The organism is Cellulomonas sp. P4_B5_2, assembly GCF_056402235.1.
In genome coordinates this window covers 1-23,674 of record NZ_JBFUHU010000015.1, presented here as the reverse complement: position 1 = coordinate 23,674, position 23,674 = coordinate 1, and the positions used below count along the sequence as shown (strand labels likewise).

The 23,674-nt window shown below is 71.7% G+C and carries 19 protein-coding genes, 1 pseudogene and 1 riboswitch; of the genes and pseudogenes, 7 read left to right on the top strand and 13 right to left on the bottom strand.

The annotated features are described in order from the left end of the window. Together AC1DUQ_RS02175 and AC1DUQ_RS02170 are read right to left on the bottom strand one after the other, a co-directional pair. Positions 1-1,034 (bottom strand): multicopper oxidase domain-containing protein (locus AC1DUQ_RS02175; RefSeq protein WP_477073332.1); only part of this gene is annotated, 1,034 nt, incomplete at its 3' end. A 31-nt stretch (positions 1,035-1,065) separates the two neighbouring features. Then, positions 1,066-7,671, bottom strand: coding sequence for an SdrD B-like domain-containing protein (locus tag AC1DUQ_RS02170; protein WP_477073331.1), 6,606 nt, complete (start codon positions 7,669-7,671; stop codon positions 1,066-1,068). Positions 7,672-7,925: 254 nt separating this feature from the next. Between AC1DUQ_RS02170 and AC1DUQ_RS02165 the strand changes: the two genes are divergently transcribed. Beyond that, positions 7,926-8,597 carry a response regulator transcription factor gene (locus AC1DUQ_RS02165; RefSeq protein ID WP_477062281.1) on the top strand — a complete coding sequence of 224 codons (672 nt, stop codon included), beginning with the start codon at positions 7,926-7,928 and terminating at the stop codon, positions 8,595-8,597. After that, positions 8,569-9,711 carry a sensor histidine kinase gene (locus tag AC1DUQ_RS02160; protein WP_477073330.1) on the top strand — a complete coding sequence of 381 codons (1,143 nt, stop codon included), beginning with the start codon at positions 8,569-8,571 and terminating at the stop codon, positions 9,709-9,711. Before AC1DUQ_RS02165 ends, AC1DUQ_RS02160 begins: the two co-directional genes overlap by 29 nt. A 93-nt stretch (positions 9,712-9,804) precedes the next feature. On the opposite strand, the gene AC1DUQ_RS02155 is transcribed toward AC1DUQ_RS02160, so the two are convergent. From AC1DUQ_RS02155 to AC1DUQ_RS02125, 7 genes are all read right to left on the bottom strand, one after another. Next, the gene (locus AC1DUQ_RS02155; protein ID WP_477062279.1) at positions 9,805-11,127 is read right to left on the bottom strand and encodes an NAD(P)/FAD-dependent oxidoreductase; all 1,323 of its coding nucleotides are present in this window, start codon (positions 11,125-11,127) and stop codon (positions 9,805-9,807) included. A gap of 48 nt (positions 11,128-11,175) precedes the next feature. After that, complete coding sequence (locus AC1DUQ_RS02150) at positions 11,176-12,102, bottom strand: RNA polymerase sigma-70 factor (RefSeq protein WP_477062278.1); 927 nt, start codon at positions 12,100-12,102, stop codon at positions 11,176-11,178. A gap of 16 nt (positions 12,103-12,118) precedes the next feature. Next, positions 12,119-12,859 (bottom strand): SDR family oxidoreductase, encoded by a 741-nt coding sequence (locus tag AC1DUQ_RS02145; RefSeq protein WP_477062277.1) that lies wholly within the window; start codon positions 12,857-12,859, stop codon positions 12,119-12,121. Between the two features lie 86 nt (positions 12,860-12,945). Continuing rightward, the gene (locus AC1DUQ_RS02140; protein ID WP_477062276.1) at positions 12,946-14,190 is read right to left on the bottom strand and encodes a YibE/F family protein; all 1,245 of its coding nucleotides are present in this window, start codon (positions 14,188-14,190) and stop codon (positions 12,946-12,948) included. 30 nt (positions 14,191-14,220) lie between these two features. Then, a complete protein-coding gene (locus tag AC1DUQ_RS02135) occupies positions 14,221-15,141 on the bottom strand; it encodes a S1C family serine protease (RefSeq protein ID WP_477062275.1) in 921 nt (306 codons plus the stop codon). Between the two features lie 59 nt (positions 15,142-15,200). Then, a complete protein-coding gene (locus tag AC1DUQ_RS02130) occupies positions 15,201-16,016 on the bottom strand; it encodes a class I SAM-dependent methyltransferase (protein WP_477062274.1) in 816 nt (271 codons plus the stop codon). Between the two features lie 93 nt (positions 16,017-16,109). After that, positions 16,110-16,250 carry a hypothetical protein gene (locus AC1DUQ_RS02125; RefSeq protein ID WP_477062273.1) on the bottom strand — a complete coding sequence of 47 codons (141 nt, stop codon included), beginning with the start codon at positions 16,248-16,250 and terminating at the stop codon, positions 16,110-16,112. Positions 16,251-16,507: 257 nt separating this feature from the next. Here AC1DUQ_RS02125 and AC1DUQ_RS02120 point away from each other — a divergent pair, with 257 nt between their 5' ends. The 4 genes from AC1DUQ_RS02120 to AC1DUQ_RS02105 all read left to right on the top strand — a co-directional run bounded on the left by AC1DUQ_RS02120 (position 16,508) and on the right by AC1DUQ_RS02105 (position 19,244). Continuing rightward, positions 16,508-16,771 (top strand): GlsB/YeaQ/YmgE family stress response membrane protein, encoded by a 264-nt coding sequence (locus AC1DUQ_RS02120; RefSeq protein ID WP_146845046.1) that lies wholly within the window; start codon positions 16,508-16,510, stop codon positions 16,769-16,771. A 197-nt stretch (positions 16,772-16,968) separates the two neighbouring features. Next, on the top strand, positions 16,969-17,769 hold the full coding sequence (locus AC1DUQ_RS02115; protein ID WP_477073333.1) for an SDR family oxidoreductase: 801 nt from the start codon (positions 16,969-16,971) through the stop codon (positions 17,767-17,769). Between the two features lie 40 nt (positions 17,770-17,809). Next, positions 17,810-17,992 carry a hypothetical protein gene (locus AC1DUQ_RS02110; RefSeq protein WP_477062272.1) on the top strand — a complete coding sequence of 61 codons (183 nt, stop codon included), beginning with the start codon at positions 17,810-17,812 and terminating at the stop codon, positions 17,990-17,992. Positions 17,993-18,110: 118 nt separating this feature from the next. Next, positions 18,111-19,244 carry an alpha/beta hydrolase gene (locus AC1DUQ_RS02105; RefSeq protein WP_477062271.1) on the top strand — a complete coding sequence of 378 codons (1,134 nt, stop codon included), beginning with the start codon at positions 18,111-18,113 and terminating at the stop codon, positions 19,242-19,244. Here AC1DUQ_RS02105 and AC1DUQ_RS02100 read toward each other — a convergent pair whose 3' ends face one another. The 4 genes from AC1DUQ_RS02100 to AC1DUQ_RS02085 form a co-directional block, all read right to left on the bottom strand. Continuing rightward, complete coding sequence (locus AC1DUQ_RS02100) at positions 19,245-20,144, bottom strand: ABC transporter permease (protein WP_477062270.1); 900 nt, start codon at positions 20,142-20,144, stop codon at positions 19,245-19,247. Beyond that, complete coding sequence (locus AC1DUQ_RS02095; RefSeq protein WP_477062298.1) at positions 20,134-20,859, bottom strand: ABC transporter ATP-binding protein; 726 nt, start codon at positions 20,857-20,859, stop codon at positions 20,134-20,136. The genes AC1DUQ_RS02100 and AC1DUQ_RS02095 overlap by 11 nt, the downstream gene beginning before the upstream one ends. A gap of 62 nt (positions 20,860-20,921) precedes the next feature. Beyond that, the gene (locus tag AC1DUQ_RS02090) at positions 20,922-22,037 is read right to left on the bottom strand and encodes an ABC transporter substrate-binding protein (protein WP_477062269.1); all 1,116 of its coding nucleotides are present in this window, start codon (positions 22,035-22,037) and stop codon (positions 20,922-20,924) included. A 387-nt stretch (positions 22,038-22,424) separates the two neighbouring features. Then, the gene (locus tag AC1DUQ_RS02085; RefSeq protein WP_477073329.1) at positions 22,425-22,916 is read right to left on the bottom strand and encodes a GNAT family N-acetyltransferase; all 492 of its coding nucleotides are present in this window, start codon (positions 22,914-22,916) and stop codon (positions 22,425-22,427) included. A gap of 130 nt (positions 22,917-23,046) precedes the next feature. After that, positions 23,047-23,167: riboswitch (SAM riboswitch) on the top strand. A 261-nt stretch (positions 23,168-23,428) separates the two neighbouring features. Between AC1DUQ_RS02085 and AC1DUQ_RS02080 the strand changes: the two are divergent. Beyond that, positions 23,429-23,674 (top strand): annotated as a pseudogene (locus AC1DUQ_RS02080) (LLM class flavin-dependent oxidoreductase); the annotation flags it as partial.

The window sequence follows — 23,674 nt, the reverse complement described above, 5'->3', positions numbered from 1 at the left end:
ACCCGCATGCGCAGACCGGAGAGCGTCATCGCCTGCTCGCGGAACCCGAGGTTCGCGAAGCGCAGCGCCACGCGTTCGCCGGTGTTGCAGGTCACCAGGGACGAGTGCGGCTGGTACTTCAAGTTCGGGAACCCGGCCGGCGCGATCAGGTCCCCGGTGGCGTCGCTCACGGGGTGGAACGGGTCGATCGAGCCGTTCGGCGCGACGGTGTCGGGGTACACGCGCCCGTTCAGCAGGGCGAAGTCGGCGCGGTAGTCGCTCCACTCCGGCAGCTGGATGTGGGCGTCCGCCCAGTGCGACTCCGCCCAGACCTCGGACAGGAACATCGCGAACTCACGGTCGAAGCCCGTCGAGCCGTCGCCGTCGTTGTACATGTACTTGCCGCTCGGGAACAGGGACGTGTTCCCGTCCTGCAGCGGGCGGACGAAGACGAGGCCGGTCATGCCCATGTGCACGTGCTCCACGTCCTCGACGTGGCAGTGGTACATGTACGTGCCCGGGTGGCGCGGACGGTAGGCATACGTGAACTCGCGCCCCATGGGCACGGACACCGATCCGGTCGGCTCACCGTCGAAGAACGGGATCACGTTGCGGAACCCGTGCCAGTGCAGCGTGTGCGCGTCGAACAGGTCGGGCCGCTGCGCCAGGCCGAGGTTGACCAGCTGCACGAGGAAGTCGACCGGGTGGGCCGGGTCGTACTGGCTGACCCAGAACAGGGGCGCGGAGTGCTGCGCCTTGTTCTTCTGGTTCGCCCTCTGGGTGGGGGTGAGCCCCGTGACGTTCCGGAAGCCGAACGCGTACGTGGTGAAGGGAGCCGGGGCGTAGCTGTCGGGGTGGAACGGCGGGATCGCCGGGGTGGGCGGCAGGTAGATCCACCCGTCGGTCCCGCCCAGGGCCAGGTCGGCAGCGCCACCCGCGGCCATGGCGGGCTCGGGCATGAGCACCCTGCCCGTCCACGCCACGCCGGCCACGGCTGCCATCCCGCCGGCGACCTGGAGGAACTGGCGTCGGCTGAGGCCTTCACYGGCAGTCATCCCGCTGTCTCCCCTCGGGTGGCGGAACAGGTCAGGGGACATCGAAGGCGTCCAGGTCCTGGGCGTCCGCGGTGAGCCGCAGGACGGTGCCGTCGAAGTAGGTGGACCACGTGCCACCGTCGTTGCGGACGACGTCCTCGTCCTGGGCCGCCAGGGCGCCGGGCGCCGTGGTGTCGGTGCTGTAGGACAGGAAGACGTGCGTGGGGTCGACCCAGACGAGCCCGTCGACGTTGGCCGTCGACCAGCCGACGGCCGAGGCGTCGAGCATCCGGGTGTACGAGCTGCCGCCGTTCCACCGGTAGATGTCGGCGTCGTCGCCCGTGCCACCGGCGCCCGGTGGGACTGTCGTGCTGTCGGTCGAGAAGTACAGCGTGCCGCCGACGACGCTGATCGCGTCGAGATCGGTGGCGGCCAGCCCGTTCGCGCTGCCGTCGTAGAACATCGACCAGGTACCCGCGTCGTAGAGCACGACGTCCTCGTCCTGCACGGCCAGGTCAGGTCCGGGGAGCGCGATCGTGACCGCGTCGTTGAAGGACAGGTAGAAGTGCGAGTCGTCGATCCGGTCGAGGCCGTCGACGTTCGCGCTCGTGGGCAGCGGGTTCGTGATCGCCGAGACGTCGACCGACCGGGTGAACTCGGTGCCGGTCCAGCGGTAGACGTCGGCGTCGTCGGCCGTTCCCGTCAGCTCGGTCGGGTTCGTGGTGCCGAGCGTCGAGAAGGTGAGTGGAGCCGGCGCCTGACCGCCGCCGACCTCGTCGGCGCCGCTGTCGAAGCCGCCCAGTGCCGGGCGTGTCTGACCGTCGATGTCGAGGAGCGGCGCGCCGAGCGCGGCGGGCGGCTGCTGGTACGACGGCACGGCCGTGGCTGCAGCTCCCAAGTTGCACGCGGGAGAGCCCGGGCAGGCGGACAGGTGGTAGTTGCCCAGCAGGTTCGGCGGGGCTTCGAGCGTCACCAGGGTGGCATCCACGAATGCCGGGTTCTGGCGCCACGTCGCGAACGCGACGGAGACGTCGTACTCCTGGACGACGGCGGGGGACACGCCGACCCAGTTGGTCGCGCTCGTCGTGTACGGGTGCGGGCTCGCCGGCTGCTGCAGCAGTGAGGTGGTCGGGGCCAGGAGACCGCTGCCGTCGCCGGTGCCGAGGTCCCAGTGGTCGATCGGCGTCGCGTCCCCCTCGAGGCCGATGCCGGCCACGGTGGTCCCGGCGCGGGTGCCGGCCCGGTTGTCCCAGAAGATGTTGTTGAACAGCAGGGGGTTGCTGAACAGTGGTGAGCCGGCGGGCAGGGTCGCCTGCAGCTCGTCGCTGTTGCCCGTGCTGGACAGACCTGCGGGCATCGGCTGACCGTCGGACGTCACGGCCGTGGCCGTCGTCAGGTTCTTCATGATCGTGTTGTGGTAGACCCGCACGTTCGGGGCGTCGTCGATGGCGATGCCGCCGCCCTCGTGAGTGGACACGTTGTTGACGATCATGTTGTCGACCACGTGCATCGGGTAGTTGCCCGCCATCAGGAAGCGCACGCCGCCGCCGTCGTCGTTGGCCAGGTTGGCCTGGATCTGGTTGGCGTAGATGTCGACCGGGCCGGAGCCGGGTGAGAGCGTCCCGGGCGTCGCCGGCAGCTCGCCGGCGATCATGATGGCGCCGCCCTCGTCGTTCGAGTTGTTGAAGTAGATGCGGTTGTGGTGGATCTTCCCGTTCGGGCTCAGGCCGTAGGCGCTCACGCCGCCGCCGTACTCGAGCGAGAAGTTGCCGCAGATGTCGTTGCGCGCCACCTCGTACCGGTCCGCCCCGGCGAAGATGCCGATGCCACCCGCCAGGTTGGTGCCGGCGTTCGAGATGATCCGGTTGTTGGCGATCCGGACGTCCTCGTTGTGCTGGCTCGTGTCGGGCACCGGCAGGTCGGGCGTGCCGAGACGGATGGTCCCGTATCCGCCGCCGTTGTTCTGCACCACGTTGTTGGTGATCTGCAGGTGCCGCGCGTACGCGTTGGCCATGATCGCGCCGCCCTGCGTGACGATGTTCGGGGGAAGCCCGGTGGGTCCACCGGTGAGGTCGTTGATGTTCCCCGGGAAGCCCGTCTGGTCGCCGCCACGGATGTCGAAGCCGTCGATGGCGGCCTTGAAGGCGGCCGTGAACTGACGCGCCTGCCCCGCGGCGGTGGTGGCGTTCTGCGAGGCCAGCACATAGATCGCCTCGCCGTCGTTCACGTCCTGGTTTCCGTCCCACGTGAGCGTGCCGAGCTTGGTGTACCAGTCGGTGGCCAGGACGCTGTCGCCGCCGAACGCGCTCGCGTCGATGATCGAGCCGGGGACGAACGTGCTGCCCTGGAACCCGCCGGGCCCGACGCCTTGCAGCTTGACCGGGGAGGCGACGATGAGGTTCTCGTAGTACGCGCCGCGGGGGTTGTTCCGCGGGTCGGTCAGGTCGGGCAGACCGGGGTAGACGACCACCAGGTCGTCGCCCGCGCTGGAGAACGCGGCGTCGAGCGCAGGCTGGATCTTTGAGTACGCCTTGCCCGGGCCGACCTCGTACACGTTCGGCAGGTAGCCACCGGGCTGGACGACGACGGTGCCACCGCCGAAGTTGTCGAGGCGGACGTCGTTGGGGGCGTTCAGGCTGGCGGCGAGGCTGCCCACCGACCTGATCCCGATCCGGCCGCCGCCCGAGGCGAGCGCCGCCGGCCACGGGCTGACACCGCTGGTGACGTTGGTGGTGCCCACGAGTGCGCCGTTCTTGTACACGGCGACGGTGCCGTCCGCGAGTGCGCGGGCGCCCAGCTGGTCGCCGTTCGCGAACGTGATGCCGGGCAGTGTCGCCTGGACCACCGGGTTCACGCTCTGCGTCGGCGTGGCTGCAGTCGAGACGATCACCGCGCCCACGGTGGCGTTGTACGTCACGGAGATGAAGCTGTTGAGGGTGCCGAGCACGCTCGTGCCGACCTTGAGCAGGACGCCCGCCTGGCGGTTTCCGCTCCCGACGACGGTCTTGGTGAAGGTGACGTACGCGTCCTGGTTCGCACCGAACGCGCTGCCCGCGCTGCGGTAGACACTCCCGCCGATGCCGCGGACCTGCGCCTGGTTGGCGTCGCCGGCCGGCGTGGTCGGTGTGATCCGGTACAGGGCCGCGAGGAGGCTCGCCAGGCCGCCCCAGCTGCCCCCGAGCGTCTGGGTGGTGCTCGCGGTGCTGCGGTTGAAGTCGTCGAGCACGCCGCCCGCGGGGAAGGCGCCAAAGCCGCTGCGCAGCACGTGGAAGGTCAGGCCGTTGACGGTGCTCTGGCCGTTGCCTGCTGTCACTGCCAGCTGGTGCGGTCCGGGTGCGGTCGAGGCGGGGACCGTCACGGCGATCTGCTGGTCGGTCCAGGACGTCGTGGGCAGAACCGTCGTGCCGTCGAGGGTGACCCGGCCCGTGCCCTGGGCGGCGCCGAACCCGGTTCCCGTGATGGTGAACGCACCCGTGTCACGGACGTACGGCTGCGACACCGCGAGCAGCTGCGGGGTGGCCGCGTCCAGACTGCACGTCACCACCTGGGGGAGCCCGGTCCCAGGGGACTCGATGGTCATGCCCACCTGGGTGGGTGCGAGGTCGGTGGGGATGATCAGCCCGGGGAACGCCTCGAACTCCGTGGCGATCGTGCGGTAGCGCGGGTTGTAGTTCGGGTTCAGGTGCCCCGGGACGCCCGGGTCGTTGGCCACGAACCGGTACATGTTCGCGCACACCCCGGACGGCGTGGGGCAGCTGATGTGGTTGGTCGAGGGCAGCAGGACGTCGTAGATGCCGTTGAAGTCGGACTCGGCGGTGTAGACGAGCCGGTCGCTGAAGTCGTAGATCCCGACGGGGGCGAACGGGACACCGGCCTTCTCGCCGTACATCGTCGAGCGCTTGTCGGTCGAGAAGTTGATGTCGTCGACCACGAGCCCTCGCAGGCGCGCGGGGATCGGGACGTCGGTGAAGACGTTGAACATGGGCACGATCGACTTGCCGTTGTTGACGCGCACCAGCTTGGTGTCGCACCGCGGGCGGGGGGTGCCCTCGTACGGCGACCCTCCGATGTCCACGAACGTGGTGTTGTGCGTGGCGGTCGAGGCGGGCACGGTCACGCCCACGGGGACGTCGTTGGTGACGCCGCCGTCGCCCACGACCTGGCCGTACCCGTCCGTCCCGTCGCCCTCGACGTCCACGGTGTGCAGGGCGCCGGCGCACGCCGGTGGCGGGACCTGCGGGACGATCTGGTCGCCGTTGCCGATGTTGATGTCCTCCTCGCCGGTGACCTTGTACGTCGGCTCGCCGGTGGCGTCGTCGGGGACGTCGAGCCGCACCAGGTAGTCGCCGGCGCCCAGCGGGGTGAACCCGCCGGGGCACGTCGGCTCGAACGGTTCGACCGCGGGGTCGGGCACGACGAGAGACCCGTCGAGGCAGCCGTCGCCGAAGCCGTAGTTGCCGTCGACGGAGGCGCCGAAGTTGGCGTCAGGCGTCCCCTGGTCGGTCGGGTAGGGACCGAACTGGATCTCCTGCATGAAGCTCGACAGGCACTCGCCGTCCGTCTCCTGGTTCGGTGCCAGCACGTTCTCGTCCGTGCCGTGGACCAGGGGGTTGCCGTCGACGTCCCGCGCGGTGCAGCCCGTGGGTCGGCTCCAGTGCTCGGTCACGTACTCGTTGATCAGCGTGCCGGTGGCGTACGAGCCGTCCGCGGCGAGCTCGTACTGCTCGTTCGCGTCGCAGGGCGCACTCGTCGTGCCGCAGGGCACGGGCGTCCAGAGCTCGACCGGGATGCCGGACACGCCTGGCTGCCAGTCCTCGGACACGGCGTACTGCGGGTCGAGCTCGTTGCGCGTGGTGTCGTAGCTGACCGTGCCGACGATGCCGCCGTTGCGTGGGTCGACGTGGTTGGCACCGGTCGGGTCGTACGCGTGCACGCCCCAGTCCATCCGGCCGCCGAGGCCGATGATGTTGAGCACGCCGACGTCGACGCCGGCGCCCTTGACCGTGGTCGGGGTCGGCTGGTTGTCGGCTTGGTACGTCACGCCGGTCGTGTAGAACGAGTCGCTGTACGCCTCCATGACCAGCCACTCGCCGAGCGGGTAGGCGGACTCGAAGTAGTAGTGCCCGGTGGCGTCGGTGGTCGCGGAGGTCTGGCCGCGGTCCATGAGCGAGTTCTCCTGGCGCCGCAGGGTGAGCGTGAAGTTCGAGACCCCGGACTCGCCCGCCTCCTTCTTCCCGTTGCGGTTGGTGTCGTTGAAGACGTACCCGTCGTAGGTGGTCCACCAGCCGTTGAGGCCGACCGTGCCCAGGTCCTCGGTCCCGCCGTTGCTGACCGTCACGTTCAGCATGTTGAGGTTGTAGTCCTGCGGCTCGTCCCACCAGCTGAGCATGTAGTTGCCGTCGGGCACGCCGGAGATGTCGAAGTGCCCGTTCGCGTCGCCGCGTCCCACCCAGACGGCCTGGTCGCCGTTCTGCAGGTCAGCCAGCGAGAGCCACGGGCGCACGATGGGCTTGTCCACCTTGGTCCCGGTGTTGCCGCCCCAGAAGTCGAAGGCTCCGCCCTTCGGGGGGGTGTAGGTCTTGATCCCGACGACGGTGCCGGTGACGTGCCCGGCGGCCGTCGGCGACAGCGGCTGCCCGTCGTGGGTCGGCGGGGCGAACCCGAACAGGGGCTGCGGCACCTGCTCGCCACCATGGACGAACTCGGTGTCGTACCCCGTCATGCCCTCCATCACCCAGGCGTCCCAGTCGTGGTTGCCCTCGAGGGTGGTGGTCTGGATCCAGGACTGCCCGTCGGGCGGGATGGCCGAGAACGCGTACCGGTTGGTGCCCAGGTGGGGGATGGTCAGCATGCCGTCGGCGTCGCTCACGCACTGGCCGCCCACGGTGGCGACGACGGGTGCCATGTCGGCGTCCAGGTCCGCCAGGGGGATCTGGTGCGTGACCGGGTCCTCGCCCACGTAGGTGGTGCACAGGGGGTTGCCGTAGACGTCGGTGCTGATCTCGCCGAGGTAGTCGGTGATCTGGCCGACGAAGCCGGCCAGGCCGACGTCGCCGGGGTCGAGGGTGCCGTTGGTCGGGGCGGTGTCCGCGAACACCTGGCCGCGCAGGGTCGAGTCCGGCAGGGGGTTGGGCTGCAGCTCGACCACGATCTCGGTCGGGTCGGTCAACGGCATCGTCACGTGGGCGCCGTCGATCTTGTAGCCGTCCGCCAGCACGGAGACGAGGTAGCGCCCGTCGGGCAGGCTCACCGAGCTCGCCCCGGTGACGTCGCCCTGGTCCCCGTGCGTGTAGATGGTGCTCGAGCGGGGGACGTCGCGGATCGACGGCCACGAGCAGGACTGCGGGTAGCCGGCGTCGCTCGGCGCGCACCCGGTGCCCGGGTCGGGGGAGCGATGCTCGGTGGTCCCCGTGTTGTCGACGCTGACCAGGAACTGGAAGTCGGTCACGACGGCGCCCTTGTCGACACCGGCACCGCCGAACGCACGGGGTTCGGTACGTGCGCTGATCACCCGCAGGTGCAGCTCGTTCGATGCCGCGTGGGCCGCGACGGCCGGCAGCGCGACGAGCATCGCCACCGACAGCGCGAGCGCGGCGACGCCCGAGCAGGCCTTCCGCCACGCAGGGATCCTTGCCGTCACTGCCGCCTGTCCATGCATGCGCTGCACCTTCCCGGACGCCCTGCCCCCCAAGGTCGTCCGTCGACCCGCCCCGGTTCGTGTTCATGGCGAAGCCGTCATGAGTCCGTCATCTGGACGTCATGTGACTCGGACGGATCTCGGACGGGGTGAAGTTCACCCGTTTTGCGTGCATTCGGCGCCGGTCCGCAGGATGCTGCCAAGGGATCACGCGGCAAGGCCGTAGTTCCGCTGCAACGACGCGGCGGCTGATCGATGTCTGCGGGGGCGGCTCGATGAGCACGGTGATGGTGGTCGACGACGAGGAGCGCATCCGCGCGCTCGTGGGACGGTCGCTGTCCGCCGAGGGGCACCAGGTGGTGACTGTCGCCGACGGTCAGAGCGCCTTGGACCGTCTCGCATCGGGAGGCATCGACCTCGTCCTCCTCGACCTGCTCATGCCGCACGGCAACGGTCTGTCGGTGCTCTCGTCTCTCGGGCAGCGCCAGGACGCGACGCCGGTGATCGTGCTCTCCGCGGTCACCGACGTCGCCGCGCGCGTGCAGGCCCTCGAGCGCGGGGCCGTGGACGTCGTCGCCAAGCCGTTCTCCTTGGTCGAGCTCCTCGCCCGGACCCGCCGCCACCTGGGCACCCAGCGGACGCCGCCCGCCGAGTCGCGGTACCTGAGCGCGGGGCGGATCCGTCTCGACCTCGACCGCCGACGCGTGCACCTGCCCGACGGCGAGGTCTCCCTGACGGAGCGGGAGTTCTCCCTCCTCGCCCATCTCATGCGCAGGCGAGGTGAGGTCTGCCGACGCGACGAGCTGTTGCAGGCCGTGTGGGGTCTCGACTTCGATCCCGGCAGCAACGTGGTCGAGGTGTGCGTACGAAGGCTGCGCGGCAAGCTCGGGACCCACGCCACGATCGAGACGGTGCGCCGTGTCGGATACTGCTTCGACGGCGACTGAGCCCCCACCGGCCCCCGGGGACGGGCACGCACGGGCGGGCCTCTACCTCGCGTGGCTCGTCTTCGCGGGCCTGTGCACGGCGTTGATGTGGGTCTGGCCCGGCAACGAGACGATCCCGTACCACCTCGCGTGGGCGGCCTTCGCGCTGCTGTACGCCCTCGGCAACTGGCCGCTGCGGTGGGCCGTGGTCGGGCTCTCCCTGTGCGCTGCGGCCACGGGTGCTGTGCTGCTGCTCAGGGCGGCGACCGGCTACATCCCGTGGCAGGAGACGACCGAGATCCCGCTGATGACCTTGCTCGTGGTGCTCGGGGTGTGGCACGTGCGGCGGCGCCAGCTTGCCCTGYGCACAGTCACCGCCATGGCGCAGCGGGAGCACCGGGAGGCGGCCGACCGAGAGCGGCTCACGCGCCTGACATCGCACGAGATGCGCACACCGTTGACCATCGCGCGCGGGTACGTCGAGCTGCTCCTGGCCCGGGTGGTCGACGCGGGTGAGCGGCACGACCTGTCGGTCATCGACGACGAGCTCAGCCGGCTCACTCGCGCGACCGAGCGACTGGTGCGGGCGATCCGCTTCCAGGGCGGTGCGGACCTCGGGCGCGTGGACGTCGACGAGCTGCTGCGGGAGACGGTCGACAGGTGGGGGCAGGTGGCTGACCGGGTCTGGGTGGTGGATACCCGCGCGGGCGCCATCCTCGGGTCCGGCGAGCGGCTCCGCGCCTGCTTGGACACGCTGATCGAGAACGCACTGCGCTATACGAAGGACGGGGACACGGTCCGGCTGAGCGGGTCGCGCGGCGCGCGATGGGTCGAGATCGTCGTAGCCGACTCGGGACCGGGGCTGAGCGCCGACCTGCGGGCGGCGATCAACGGTCAGGATGAGGCGCGGGCTCCGCGCGACGAGCTCTCGCAGACCGGCCTCGGGCTCGGGTTGGTGCGCGACATGGTCGCCGCCCGAGGCGGGCGGGTCCGCGCCGGCGTCGCACCTGAGCGCGGCGCCCTCGTCGTGATGCAGCTCCCGGCCCACCCGGGACGGCCGTCCGTCCCATGGCCCGACGAGCCGACGGTGCGCCGGGCGGCTCTCGAGGGGTTGTCGCCCGACGTCACGGTGTGACGGTGACGGAGTCGAGCCCAGGGACGACCGGCGTCCCGTACGCCCAGGCAGTCCCAGCCTCGAGAGAGTCCGTGCCGAGGTGCGACCGTCGAGCTATCGTGGGCGAGGGACCCCGCCGGTGACGAACGCCTCGCGCGGTCGCTGCACGCTCGCCAGCGAGACGATGTCGCGCCCGAAGACGAGCGACGCCACCCAGACCGCCAGCACCCGGACCTTGCGTTCCCACGTCGGGACGGCGAGCACGTGATAGCCCCGGTGCAGGAGCCAGGCGGGGAAGCCCGTGATCACGATCCGGCGGTACTGGAACACCCCGCGACCGAGACCGAGCGTCGCGACCACCCCGAGGCTCTGGTGCACGTAGTCCTTCGGTGGCCTCCCGCGCAGGACCGCCGTGATGTTGGCGGCGAGGTGCTTGCCCTGGCGCACGGCGTGCTGCGCGTTCGGGACGGTGCGCGCGCCGGGTGTCCCCGCGGCGACGTCCGGCACGGCGGCGTCGTCCCCGGCCGCCCACGCGTCCGGGACGGCTGTGGCCTCGGTGCCGATCCGGAGGTCCGCCCGGACCCGCAGGAAGCCGCGCTCGTCGACGGGAAGGTCGGTGTGCTGGGCGACCACGGGGTTGGCGGCGTTGCCCGCGCTCCAGACGATGAGCTCGGAGTCGAACTCCTGGCCGGTGGAGAGCACCACGTGCCCGTCGACGGCCGAGACGAGCTGCGTGTTCAGGTGCACGTGGGCGCCGCGCTCCTCGAGCGACCGCACCACCCAGCGTCCGGGACCGTCGGTGACCTCGGGCAGGATCCGGCCCGCGGCCTCGACCAGGTGGAAGCTCAGGTCGGCGAGCGTGAGCTCCGGGTAGGAGTCGAGCAGTGCGGTGGCCAGCGACAACAGCTCGCCGAACCCCTCCACGCCCGAGAAGCCGCCGCCGACGAACGTCACGGTCAGCAGTCGCTGCCGCTCCGGTCCGGGCGGCAGGACGGAGGCGCGGTCGAAGGCGGTGAGCAGCTTGTCGCGGATGGCGACGGCCTCCTCGACGTGCTTCATGCCGATGGCCTGCTCGGCGATCCCCGGCACGGGGAACTTCCGCGTGACCGCGCCGGCGGTGATCACGATGACGTCGTAGCCCAGCTCGACGTCGTCCCCGTCGGCGGGGCGGAACCGCAGCGTGCGCCGCGCGTGCTCCACCCGGGTCACCTGGCCGGCGATCACCTTCGAGCGGCGCAGGTGCCTGCGCAGCGAGACGGCGGCGTGCCGCGCCTCGACCGACCCCGCCATCACCTCGGGGAGGAACGGCTGGTACGTCATGTACGGGCGCGGGTCGATGACGGTGATCTCCGCCTCGTCCGGGCGCAGCTTCTTCTCCAGGTTCCAGGCGGCGTAGAAGCCCGCATAGCCACCGCCTACGATCACGATCCTCTGCATGTGTGTCACACCTTCTCGACCACGCAGCGCGCCGGAACGTGACAGACGTCAGGCGCCCGGCGCGAACCGACGCATCTTGCTCGGGCTGACCTGGATGAACACCCGCTCGATCCCGCGCGCGGAGGCGTCGAGCGTGACGATCGCCTGCGGACGGCCGTCTGCCTCCGTCACCAGCAGCGCGGTGCCGCCGTTGGCCTCGACGATCCGCAGGGTGGAGTCCTGCCAGTACTTGCGCAGGATGTTGTCGAGGAACGTCACCGTGCGTGCGGCACCGACCAGCTCGACGCGCGAGGCGTGCACCTCCCCACCCCCGTCGGGACGGACCACGACGTCGTCGACCAGCAGGCGCTCCAGCCCGTCGAGATCCCCGACCCGCGCGGCCGCCACGAACGACTCGAGGAGCCTGCGCTGCTGAGCCGGTGACGCCGGCGCAGACCGCTCGGACTCCAGGTGCTCGCGCGCCCGCCGGGCGATCTGCCGCGCGTTCGCCTCCGAGACGTCCAGCACGTCGGCGATCTCCCGGTAGGAGTACCCGAACGCCTCGCGCAGCACGTACGCCGCGCGCTCGGTGGGGCCGAGCTTCTCGAGGAGCAGCAGGACGGCCGTCTCGAGCGCCTCGGCCCGCTCGGCCCCCAGGGCGGGGTCCGCGCTGGTGTCCACCGGCTCGGGCAGCCACGGGCCGATGTACGTCTCGCGGCGGGCGTGCGCCGAGGTCGTCGCGTTGATGGCGAGACGCGTGGTCGTGGTGGTGAGGAAGGCCGCAGGGTTGCGCACCTCGCGGCGGTCCGTGCCCTGCCAGCGCAGCCAGGCGTCCTGCACCACGTCCTCGGCCTCCACGACGCTGCCCAGCATCCGGTAGGCGATGCCGAACAGTCGCGGGCGCACGTCCTCGAAGGCGCTCACGTCCGTGTCGGGGACGTTCGCGTTCCACCGCGCTGTGGGTGCGGCAGTGTTGTCGGCGGTGTCGCTGGCCACCGTCACAGGCTAGGGGTCACCGAGCCATCCAGTCCTCGAGCCGCGTGGCACCGAGGCCGGCATCGCCCAGCGGGACCAGCGTGTCCTCCTGCAGGACCGCGCCGAAGTACGTCGCCGCGGGGTCGGTGACCACGGCGCGCGGGTCGCTGCGCGCTGCGAGGACGCGACGACCGAGCTCGTCGAGCCGGAACCGCTCCGGTCCGGCGATCTCGACCCGCCCGTTCCTCGGCGCACCCAGCGTGACGTCGAGCAGCCCGGCGGCGACGTCGTCGGCGGCCATCGGCTGGATGAGCACGTGCGCCAGCCGCACGATCGAGCTGTCGGTCGCGGAGTCCAGGATCCCGGTGAGGAACTCGAAGAACTGGGTGGCGTGCACCAGCGAGTAGGGCACCGGGGAGCTCTCGATGAGCTTCTCCTGCGCGATCTTGGCGCGGAAGTACCCGCTGTCGGGCAGCCGCTCGGTGCCCACCACCGACAGTGCGACGTGGTGCCGCACGCCGGCGACGGCCTCGGCCGCGAGCAGGTTCCGCGTGGACGTCTCGAAGAACTCCAGGACGGCCGCCGCCTCGAACGACGGCGAGTTCGACACGTCGACCACGACCTCGGCGCCGACCAGCACCGCGGACAGGCCCTCGCCGGTGAGCGTGTTCACGCCCGTCCCGGGCGACGCTGCCACGGCCTCGTGGCCCTGGGCGGAGAGCAGTGCGACGAGCTTCGAGCCGATGAGCCCGGTCCCTCCGATGACGACGACCTTCATGACGTGACCTCCCGGTTCCGATGACCGGCGACGCGCCGGCCACACGTTCGACCGGACAGCCCGCCGAGACGTGACACGCCCGCCCGCTAGTGCGCGTGGCTGTGCTCGGGCGAGGAGCGCAAGGTGTCGGCGGGCTGCCCGAGCGCGACGCGCGCGGCGATGGCCGTGGTGAACGGGATGGCGAGGATGAGCCCCATCGCGCCGGCCAGGGTCCGTACGATCTCCTGCGCGAACTCCCCGCCGGTGAGCGTCTGGGCCAGCGGCAGGCCGTAGATCTGGAGCAGGAGCAGCACGGGCAGCGACGCACCCGCGTAGGCGAACGCGATGGTGTAGATCGTCGAGGCGATGTGGTCCCGGCCGATCCGCATCCCCCCGGTGAACAGCCCGCGCCAGCTGGCACCGGGGTCGGCCGCGCGCAGCTCCCAGACCGCCGACGCCTGGGTGATCGTGACGTCGTTGAGCACGCCCAGGCCCGCCAGGACGACCCCGCAGAGGAACACCCCGCGCAGGCCGGCGGCGCCGTTGTCGCCGAGCAGGGCGGCCAGTCGGAAGTCCTCCTCGGAGGTGGCTCCCGACAGGTGGGCCGCGTGCGCGCCGAGCGCGCCGAGGGCGCCGACGAGGACCAGCCCGGTGAGGGTGCCCAGGAGCGCGGTGCTCGTGCGCAGCGAGAACCCGTGCGCGAGGTAGAGCACGATCGCCATGATCACGGCAGAGGCGCTCAGGGCCAGGACGACGGCGTCCTCGCCGGCAATCAGCCCGGGCAGCACGTACTGCCAGATCACCACGAAGGCGATGACCAGGCCCGCGATGGCGCGCAGCCCGCGCCACCCCGCGACCAGCGCCGTCACGAGCACGAACGCGAGCGCGAGGGTGGCCAGGGGCACGCCGCGCGCGAAGTCCGACCACGCCCACGCCTCCGGGGCGCCGTCGGCCGCGGGGTAGTGCTGGACGACGATCCGCGTCCCGTCCGGCACGTCGCCCGCGGTCACGGTGGAGGTCGCCCACACCTCGATGTCCGTCCCCGCCTGCGCGCCGGACGTGACCGTGGCGAGCACCCGGAGGCACTGCACACGGTCCGGCTGTGTGCCGTCGGGCAGGCGGTCCTCGATGGTGGACTCGCACTGCTCGGTCCGCGTGCCGGTGACCGTGGCGGTCACGTGCTCCACGGCCACGTCGACCAGCCCGGCGCGCTGACCCGTGGGTTCGGTGTCGTGAGGCCACGTGAGCGCCATGGCGACGACCGCGGCCAGGAGCAGCGGTCCCAGGACCAGGGCGAGAGCGCGGGTCGCGCGGGGTCGGTCACGGGGACGCCGGTGCTCGGGTGCGCTCACGCGACGATTGTGCGGTACCGGACGACTCCGTCAGGGCAGCGCGAGCTCCCGTGGGAAGACCAGCACGTCGACCAGCGCGCCGTTGCGCCAGACCGTGACCTCGATGCGCCGGTCGATCGCGTGCTCGACCATGAGCTTCTGCACGGCCGTCGCCGTCACCACCCGGCTGCCGTCGAGCTCGACCACGATGTCCCCGCGGTGCAGGTCGGCCTGCGATGCGGGGCTGCCGGGGGAGACTCCGGAGATCTGCAACCCGGTGGGCGAGCCGAGGCGCTCGGCGAGGTGCGGCGGCAGGGGCACCTGCGTGCCGGCGATGCCCAGCCACGCGCGACGGACGCGGCCGTGCGTCATCAGGGTCGTGATGATCTCCCGCGTCGTGGCGTTGATCGGCACCGCGAGGCCGACCCCGATGCCGGCCAGCGCCGTGTTGACCCCCACCATGCGCCCCGCACTGTCGGCGAGGACGCCGCCGCTGTTGCCGGGGTTGAGCGCGGCGTCGGTCTGCACGACCTCGTCGACCACCCGGCCGGCCGCCGTCGGCAGCGACCGGCCCAGCGCGGACACGATGCCGGCCGTGACGCTCCCGGCCAGTCCGAGCGGGTTGCCGAGCGCGATCACCAGCTGCCCGACCCGCAGCGTGGCCGCGTCGCCCAGCACCACCGGCGCCGGGACGTCTCCGCGGGTCAGGAGCACCGCGAGGTCCGACAGGGGGTCGCGCCCGACGACGTCGGCACGCACCGTGGTCCCGTCGGTGAACGCCGCCTCGGCACCCGTCGCGCCCGCGACGACGTGGGCGCTCGTGAGCAGGTAGCCGTCGGTGGTGATGACGCTGGCGCTGCCCGCGCCGGTGCCGCGCGGTGTTCGCACACTCAGGCTGGCGACGCTCGGCAGCACCGACTCCGCCACGGCGACGACCGTGCGGGAGTACGCGTCCAGGGGCTCCTCGTCCATCTCCTGCACAGCGACCGGGACGGCCGCGATAGTCCCGCGGTTCACTGCGGGCGTACGCGTCACGGCCGCACGCCGAGCGTGTGCCGCACCTCCTGCACGAACGTCACCGTGCCCGTCGCGTCACGCTGCCGGTCGATCTCGGCGAGCACCTCCTCGCGCAGCCGGGCGTGCACGTCCTGCGGCACGGCCTCCCACATCGACCGCTGGCCGTGCGACCACGAGAACGCCAGGAACTGCTCGGGGTCGTGGAAGACCGCGCTGACCTGGTCCGGGACCGTCCTGATCTGTGCCATGCCCGCCTCGGAGAACAGCCGCTCCATACCGGCGTCCGAGGAGTACGGGCCGTGGAGCCCGCGGGCGCGCGCCGCCACCAGCTCGGCCGGGAGGTGCGGCTCGAAGAGCCGGTCGACGACGGTCCACCCGGGGTCCTTCTCGCCGAGCGTCGTCACGCCCAGCCGTCCGCCGCTGACCAGGAGCTCGGTCCACGACCGGAGCGCGGCGGCCGGGTCGGGCAGGAAGAAGATGACCAGGCTCGCCGCGACGACGTCCAACGAGGACAGGGGTAGGCCCGGCGCACCGGCGTCCCCGATCCGCACCTCGGCCTGGGGAAGGCCGGCCAGGTCGCGCGCAGCGAGCTCGACCATGCGCGGGGCCAGGTCGATGCCCAGCGCGTACCCGCCTGCTCCGACCGCCTCGGCCAGAGGACCGAGGGCTGCCCCGCGTCCGCAGCCGACGTCGAGCACCCGCTCGCCGGGACGGACGTCGAGCTCGGCGACGAGCCGTGCCGCGATCGGCCCGGCCCAGGGGACACCGACGGCCTCGTAGGTGTCCGCAGCGCGGTCGAAGACGCCGACGATGCCGTCCGGTGAGCCCATGGAGCCAGCGTGCCAGCGGCGGGGGCGCGGCCACCACCGGGCACAGAACGAGGCGCCGAGCCCACGTGGGCGCGGCGCCTCGCTCGTGAAGGCCTAGCGGCGCTCGACGTTCTCCTCGTCGATGCCGTCGGCCTTGATCTTCTCGGCGTCGGTCTCCTCGACCTCGACCTCCACCTCGTGGATCACCGGGCGGTCGTCACCGGTGTCGTGGACGATCCTGTCGTCGCTGTGCATATCGACCTCCTCGTCGCGGCTTCTGCGAGAGGCGAGCGTAGGACGGGTGCGGCGTCGGCGCGCGTCGGCGGGCGGAGTGCCAGGTCAGGCGCCGAGGGTCCAGCACGGGGTCGGGGCGTCGTACGACCGGCCGGAGGTGCCGACCCGGAAGCTCTCGCAGCGGGTGCCTTTCGTTTCAACGCGCGAACCGGTGGAAATGCCCCTAGATTCACTCGGCGCCGGATCCGACGCCTTTTACACACCGAGGAGATCACCCCATGACCCCCGCAGGAATCATCTCCGCCATCATCATCGGCGCCATCATCGGCGTCCTCGGCCGACTGCTGGTGCGAGGCAAGCAGAACATCTCGATCCTCGTCACCATCATCGTCGGCATCGTCGCGGCCCTCCTGGGCACCTGGCTCGCCGGCCTGGTCGGCGTGCAGACCACCGACGGCATCGACTGGATCGAGCTGCTCTTCCAGGTCGTCCTCGCCGCGATCGGCGTGGCGATCGTCGCCGGTTCCGGCCGGCGTCGCTGACGCAGCGGCAGCAGAGCGGCCCGCCGTCCGGCGGGCCGCTCTCGCGTTCCCGGGGTGCGCGCTCTCGGGCCCTGGATGACGATGGACTGCGCCGAAGCAGCCGGCGCACGGGCGACCGACACGCAGGAGCAGACGTGACGGAGCACGACCAGCAGTTCCCGGCCCAGCAGCAGGAGCCTCCCGGCCTCACCGAACCGATGAACCCCACCCCGGACCACGGGGAGTCGAGCTACGAAGGGCACGGCCTGCTCACGGGTCGCCGCGCGCTCATCACCGGTGGTGACTCGGGCATCGGCCGTGCGGTCGCTCTCGCCTTCGCCCGCGAAGGGGCCGACGTCGCCGTGGTCTACCTCCCGGAGGAGCAGGCGGACGCCGACGAGACCCGGAGATGGGTGGAGCAGGCCGGGCGGACGTGCGTGCTCGTCCCGACCGACCTGACCGACGAGTCGTCCGCGCGCGGAGCCGTGACCACGGCGGTCACCGAGCTCGGGGGCCTCGACATCCTGGTGAACAACGCCGGTTTCCAGATGGCGCGCCGCGAGTCGATCGCGGACATCACGTCGGACGATCTCGACCGGACGTTCAAGACGAACCTCTACGCATTGTTCTGGGTCACGCAGACCKCGCTGGAGCACCTGGGGGAGGGCGCGGTGATCCTCAACAACTCGTCCATCCAGGCGTACCAGCCGTCGGAGACGCTGCTGGACTACGCGTCGACCAAGGCCGCGATCAACAACTTCACGGTCAACCTGGCCGCCGAGGTGGGCGCGCGCGGGATCCGGGTGAACGCGGTGGCGCCGGGCCCGATCTGGACGCCGCTGCAGCCCGCCACGCAGTTCCCGGAGAAGGTCGAGAAGTTCGGCGCGGACACCCCGCTCGGGCGTGCCGGCCAACCGGCCGAGGTGGCCCCTGCGTTCGTGTTCCTCGCAGCCGACTCGACCGCCTCGTACGTGTCCGGGACCGTGCTCGGTGTCACCGGTGGCAAGCCCGTCTTCTGAGTACACGATCCGCACTCCACCCCGATGACCGGAGGTCACCATGTGGGCATTCCTGTTCCGGCGCGTCCGCCTGTTCGTCGTCGCCGCGATCCTGCTTCCGGTGGTCGCGTCGCTCGCCCGCCGGCTGGCGGAGCGGCTCGAGAAGGACGGGCCGACCATGGGCTCTCGCGGCCTGCACGCGATCGAGGGGACGGCCCGGAGGGCCCGGTCGATCCTGTCCTGACACGAGCTGGAGGTGTGCGCCCCCGGCGACCTCGGTTCGATCGAGCCGCCCGACTGACGTCGGCGCGGCGCGGCCCGCGCCCTTCCCCCCGGCTCCGCCGTGGCACGACACTGGGCGGGTGGTCGACAGTCCCGTGCCACCGCCGGCCAGCTGCCCGATCGGGTGGCAGCCCCAGGCGCTCGCGCCTGTGTTCTGGGGCGTGCGCTCGCTCGGGCCGGCCGACGGCGCGCCGGTGGACCTGCGGATCTTCTTCCCGAGCCTCGACGGTGCCGTGGAGTCGGCGCCGCTGCTCGAGGGGTGCGGCCGGTACCCGCTGATCCTGTTCGCTCACGGGCACTGCCAGCAGGACGCCGACCACTTCCTGCGCTGGTTCCTGATCCCGGCGTTCCTGGCGCGCAGCGGCTACGTGGTCGTGGTGCCGCGGCTGGCCGGGAACGAGGGCGGCAACAACCCGTCCGTGCCGGGGCACCCGGACGAGGCGACGCTCGACGCCGTGCTCGCGTGGGCGCGTTCCGGGTGGGAGCACGCCGACGTCCTCCTGCCGCCGCCCGCCACCGGCGTCATCGGGCACAGCTTCGGCGCGATGCTGGGTGCCCGCTTCGCCGTCGGCCGTCCGGTCAGTGCCTACGCCGGGCTGAGCGGCGGGTGGCAGGACTGGTTCGGGGCTGAGCCGTTCCCTCTGCCGTTGCTCGACATGCCGACGCTGCTGATGTGGGGCCTCGGCTTCGACCTGTTCAGCCAGCTCACCGAGGCGCAGTGGCAGGCGATGCACCGGCCGCGGCACCGGGTCGTGTTCGACGAGGGTGAGCACTGGGACTACCTGAGCAGACAGATCGACATCCCGTGCCGTCCGGGGAGCGGCTCGTGCTCGGAGATCGCCGCGGCGACCGCGGACCTGCTGACCATGTTCTTCGCCCGGTACCTGCCGCCGGAGCTCGCGACGAACCTCGCCGTCGACGTGCCGTCGTCCCTGGTGCCCCCCGACCTGGACCTCACGCCGGAGCAGGAGTTCTTCGCGGGAGGTTTCCTCGGCGGCTTCCACCGGCTCGGCAACCACCCGGAGTGCGGGGTGACGGTCTCGTCGGACAGCGAGCGGCTGCTCGCCAACCGGCGCACCCGCGAGACACACTCGCTGGACCACCCGTGCGCGTGGGTGTCGAAGATCGCGGCGCGCAACCGGTGGCCGGTGGGCGCCCGACCTGCCGGCTACCACTGGTGCGACATGTGCTTCCCGAGCCGCGCCGACGGCTAGCTAGCGCGACGACGCCTGGCCCGTGAGACCGCGGGAGTGCAGCACGTGCCGCTCGAGGGGAGCGAAGACCACGAGCTCGATGACGATGCCCACCAGGAAGATGAGCCCGATCGACGCGATGACCAGGGACATGTCGCTGGTCACCCGGCCGAGGTCGAGGATCTGACCGAGTCCGGTGCCGAGGCCGGTCTGCACGATGAGCTCGGCGGCCATGAGCGAGCGCCACGCGAAGGCCCAGCCCTGCTTCAGCCCGCCGAGGAACCCGGGCAGCGCGGCCGGCAGGAGCACGAAGCGGATCCGCGTCCAGCCGGTGGCGCCGAGCACCTGCCCGACGCGCAGGTACAGCGGCGGCACCTGGTCGGTGCCGGCGAGCAGCCCGTTGACGATGGACGGCACGGCGCCGAGCAGGATGACCGCGTACATGGTCGCGTCGGTGAGCTGGAACCAGATGATCGCCGCCGGCACCCAGGCCACCGACGGCAGCGACTGCAGGCCGGTGATGATCGGGCCGAACGCGCGCCGCAGCAGCGGGGAGGCGGCCAGCGACACCCCGATCGCCACGCCGACGACGACCGACATCGCGAAGCCGACCGCGGCGCGCTGGACGCTCAGGCTGACCGCACGCCACGCGGAGCCGTCCTGGATCGTGCCGAGGAGCGTCTGCCAGGTGTCCGCGGGGCTGGGCAGCGCGTACGGGGGCTTGAGCTCTAGCTGGTAGGCCACCTGCCACACGACGAGGATCGCGCCGAGCGCGGCCAGCACCGGCCAGACGGCCCGCCACGCGGCAGCCCACGCAGAGTCGTGGGCCGTCTCGATCGGGGTCTCGAGGGCGTCGAGCCCCGCGGCGAGGTCGTCGTCCGTGGTCCTGCGGGTCGGGGGTGCCGTCGTCTCAGTGGCCATGGCGGGCGATCTCCTGTCGCAGGTCCTCGGTGATCTCGGCGCTGAGCCGGGACACGTCGGGGTCTTCGATGCGGCGCGGCTGGGGGATGTCCACCGACCACTCGCGGGCGACGCGTCCGGGCCGCGACGAGAGCAGGACGACCCGCTGCCCGAGCCGGACCGCCTCCCGGACGTTGTGCGTGACGAAGATGACCGCACGCCCAGTCTCTCTCCAGATGCGCGTGAGCTCCTCGTGCAGCACGTCGCGCGTGATGGCGTCGAGCGCGGCGAACGGCTCGTCCATGAGCAGCAGGTCGCCCTCCTGGGCGAGCGCACGGGCCAGGGCGACGCGCTGCCGCATGCCGCCGGACAGCTCGTGCACCCGCTTGGGGCCGGCGCCGTCGAGCCGGACGAGAGAGAGGAGCCGCTGGGCCTCCATGCGGCGCTCCGCACGGGGGATGCCGCGCAGGCGCAGGGCCAGCTCGACGTTCCCGGCGGCGGTCAGCCACGGGTAGAGGGCCGGCTCCTGGAACATCAGCGCCGGTCGGCCGCCAGGCACCTCGACGGTGCCGGAGACGGGCTTGTCCAGACCTGCCACCAACGAGAGCAGGGTCGACTTGCCGCAGCCGGACGCGCCGAGCAGGCAGACGAACTCGCCGGGCGCGACGGTGAGGTCGATGCGGTCGAGCACCGGCGGCCGCGACGCCTCGCCGAAGTGCTGCGTGACCCCCGTCAGGCGCGCCGCGACGGCGGCCGGGGCAGTGGTGCCCTGGCCGCCGACCGCCGTCACGGTGGCCGTCACTTGCCCGACGCCCCGAGGCCGCCGTCGGAGACCGGCTCCTGGTCGTTCTCGGCGAGCACCTCGTTGAGCAGGGTCAGGTCGTAGATCCCGGTCAGGTCCGTCTCGTCGGACGTCCCTGCGGCCACCGCGTGGTCGGCGGAGGTCTGCAGGCTCGAGGCGATCGGGTCGAGCGTGATCCGCAGGTTCGCCCAGGCTCGGTCCAGCACGTCGGCGGACAACGGCTTTCCGCTCAGCTTCTCGATCACCGTGTTCGACAGGGTCTTGGCCTCGTCGGGGTTGGCGGCGATCCACTCGGACGTCGCGTACTCGGCCTCGATGAGCTTCTTCACGGTGCCGGGGTACTTCGAGAGGTACTCGGTGGCGACGATCAGGTGCGTGGTGACGAAGTCGCCGTCGGGCCACAGGTCCTTCTCGTCCAGCAGGACGTGCGCGCCGGCGTCGACGACCAGCCGGGACGCCCACGGCTCGGGCAGCCACGCGCCGTCGAGCTGTCCGGCCTTGAACAGGTCGAGCGTCTGCGAGTTCTCCTGCGGCGCGATCGTCACGTCGCTCGCACCKCCGGTCAGCGAGGTCTCGAGACCCTCCTCGGCGAGCCAGGCGCGCAGCGCGACGTCCTGGGTGTTGCCCAGCTGCGGCGTGGCGAGCGTGGTGCCGACGAGGTCGTCGGGGGAGTCGATGCCGTCGCGGACGACCAGCTGCGCACCGCCCGACGTCGCGCCCGAGACGATCCGGATCGCCTCGCCGTTCGACTTCGCGAACGCGTTGATCGCGGGGTTCGGGCCGATGAACGTGGCGTCGATGGCCCCTCCGAAGAGTGCCTCGACGGCGGCCGGGCCGGCGTTGAAGATCGAGGTGGTGAGCTTCGTGTCGCCGAGCGCCCCCTGGTAGGTGCCGTCGTCGACCCCCACGAGGGCAACCGCGTGAGTGAGGTTGGCGAAGTAGCCGAGGCGCAGCTCCGGTGCCTCGGCGGTCGAGGTGGACGGGTCCGTGCCGGTGTCGGCGCTCGCGTCCTGCGCAGCGGAGGAGGAGCAGGCCGCGAGCGTGGCGACGAGGCCGGCGGCGAGCAGGACACGGAGGGCGGAGGCGGTGCGGCGTGCGGGACGGGCGGTCATGTCAGGTCCTTGGGGGTCGCGAAGGGCGGGCGGGCGGTCGTCATCGACGACATCGCTGCGCGGGCTCGGTGCGCGAGGACCGGGCGACGGAGAGCTGGGTGGACGCCATGAGGGCGTTTCCTCCGCGGGGGACGGGAGTGGTGGCACGCGCGTCACGCCGTGGGCCGTCGCAGATCGACGGGGGCCGGGCGTCGAACGCTCGGCCGAGGACGGGGGCCGCGTTCAGACGTTCCGCGGACAGCAGGGGCGCGCGGAAGCCATGACGACGACGTGACAGCACGTCGAGGCGGCGCGGCGGGTCTGCATGGGACGAGGATGACCGCCTTGCCGCTCGGGCAACAGGACCGTCTCTTATTGTGGACACGGCAGGTCGGAATACGAGATGTTTCAGCGGCGCCCGTCGAGCGCGAGCCGGTAGAAGGCACTGTGCGGGTCGGGCAGGTAGTCCGCGAACGGCGGGCACTCGACGAACCCGGCGCGTTCGTAGAGCCGGCGTGCGGGTGCGAAGTAGTCCTGCGTCCCGGTCTCCAGGTGCACGGTCCGGATGCCGCGCGCCGCCGCCGCGCCCAGGACGTGCGCGAGCACGGTCGCCCCGACCCCTCGGCCGCGTGCTGCGGCGGTGGTCCGCATGGACTTGAGCTCGGCGTCCGTCGGGCCGAGCTGCTTGAGCGCGGCGCAGCCGAGCAGGGCGCCGTCGGCGGCGCGGGCGGTCCAGAACGTCATGCCGGGGGCGGCGAGCGCCAACGGGTCGAGCGCGTGCACCGACTCGGCCGGCGAGGTCGCGTACATGTCCGCGAGGTGCTCCCCGAGCAGCTCGAGGACGTCGGGGCGGGTCGGGTCGTCGGTGGCGACGGTCACGCCGGTGGTCGTCGGGCCCATGCGCGAGCGTGCTCCCTTGCTGGGTGGTCGGGACGCCATCGTCGCACCGGACGGATCCGTCCCACCATCTGGACTTTCGGCGCGGACCATTGACACGTCCGGAACCTATGCCTACTTTTCCGACCTGTTAGGTCATGAATTCCAGCGACAAGCCCCGGCTTGCTGGGTGGCAACCCTCCTGCGTGTGGGGTGCCCCGGGTGACGACCTGGTCCTGCGCGAGCGTCCTGCTCGTGCCCGACAACGACGCAGCGCCCGCCAGGCGGGCACGAAGGGACGCACGATGAGCTCGGACGGACGGCCGACGACGGCTCTCTGGATCCTGCGCCCGTGCTGTCCCGGCGCCTGTTGTCGCTGACGACACCCCCCGACCGACCGGCTCCGACCGGCACCTGAGCGCCTGGCCCACGGCTGAGCCGTGGTGTCCGCGCTCGCCCTCCACGTACGCCCGCACCCCTGCGCCGCACACGGCTGCGCCGGGCGCGCCCTGACGCCTCAGAACGGAACCCTCGCCATGGCCTTCCCGACCACTCCCCGACAGCTGCACCTCGGCGTCGACCTCAGCGACGCCGGCGCGCACCCCGCCGCCTGGCGGACGCACGGCTCGCAGGCGCAGCGGCTGTTCGACGCCGAGCGGCTCCAGCACCTCGTCGAGGTCGCCCAGCGCGGCACCCTCGACCTGGTCGTGCTCGACGACTCGTTCTCGCTGCAGCCGTCGCGCTCCACCACGCTGCGCGGTCGGCTCGACGCGGCGCTGGTC

What these genes read in the sequence shown, in the direction of transcription:
- AC1DUQ_RS02170 (WP_477073331.1), bottom strand. Translation starts at nt 7,671, where the DNA reads ATGCATGGACAGGCGGCAGTGACGGCAAGGATCCCTGCGTGGCGGAAG.
- AC1DUQ_RS02165 (WP_477062281.1), top strand. Translation starts at nt 7,926, where the DNA reads ATGAGCACGGTGATGGTGGTCGACGACGAGGAGCGCATCCGCGCGCTC.
- AC1DUQ_RS02155 (WP_477062279.1), bottom strand. Translation starts at nt 11,127, where the DNA reads ATGCAGAGGATCGTGATCGTAGGCGGTGGCTATGCGGGCTTCTACGCC.
- AC1DUQ_RS02145 (WP_477062277.1), bottom strand. Translation starts at nt 12,859, where the DNA reads ATGAAGGTCGTCGTCATCGGAGGGACCGGGCTCATCGGCTCGAAGCTC.
- AC1DUQ_RS02135 (WP_477062275.1), bottom strand. Translation starts at nt 15,141, where the DNA reads ATGGACGAGGAGCCCCTGGACGCGTACTCCCGCACGGTCGTCGCCGTG.
- AC1DUQ_RS02130 (WP_477062274.1), bottom strand. Translation starts at nt 16,016, where the DNA reads ATGGGCTCACCGGACGGCATCGTCGGCGTCTTCGACCGCGCTGCGGAC.
- AC1DUQ_RS02125 (WP_477062273.1), bottom strand. Translation starts at nt 16,250, where the DNA reads ATGCACAGCGACGACAGGATCGTCCACGACACCGGTGACGACCGCCCG.
- AC1DUQ_RS02120 (WP_146845046.1), top strand. Translation starts at nt 16,508, where the DNA reads ATGACCCCCGCAGGAATCATCTCCGCCATCATCATCGGCGCCATCATC.
- AC1DUQ_RS02110 (WP_477062272.1), top strand. Translation starts at nt 17,810, where the DNA reads ATGTGGGCATTCCTGTTCCGGCGCGTCCGCCTGTTCGTCGTCGCCGCG.
- AC1DUQ_RS02100 (WP_477062270.1), bottom strand. Translation starts at nt 20,144, where the DNA reads ATGGCCACTGAGACGACGGCACCCCCGACCCGCAGGACCACGGACGAC.
- AC1DUQ_RS02085 (WP_477073329.1), bottom strand. Translation starts at nt 22,916, where the DNA reads ATGGGCCCGACGACCACCGGCGTGACCGTCGCCACCGACGACCCGACC.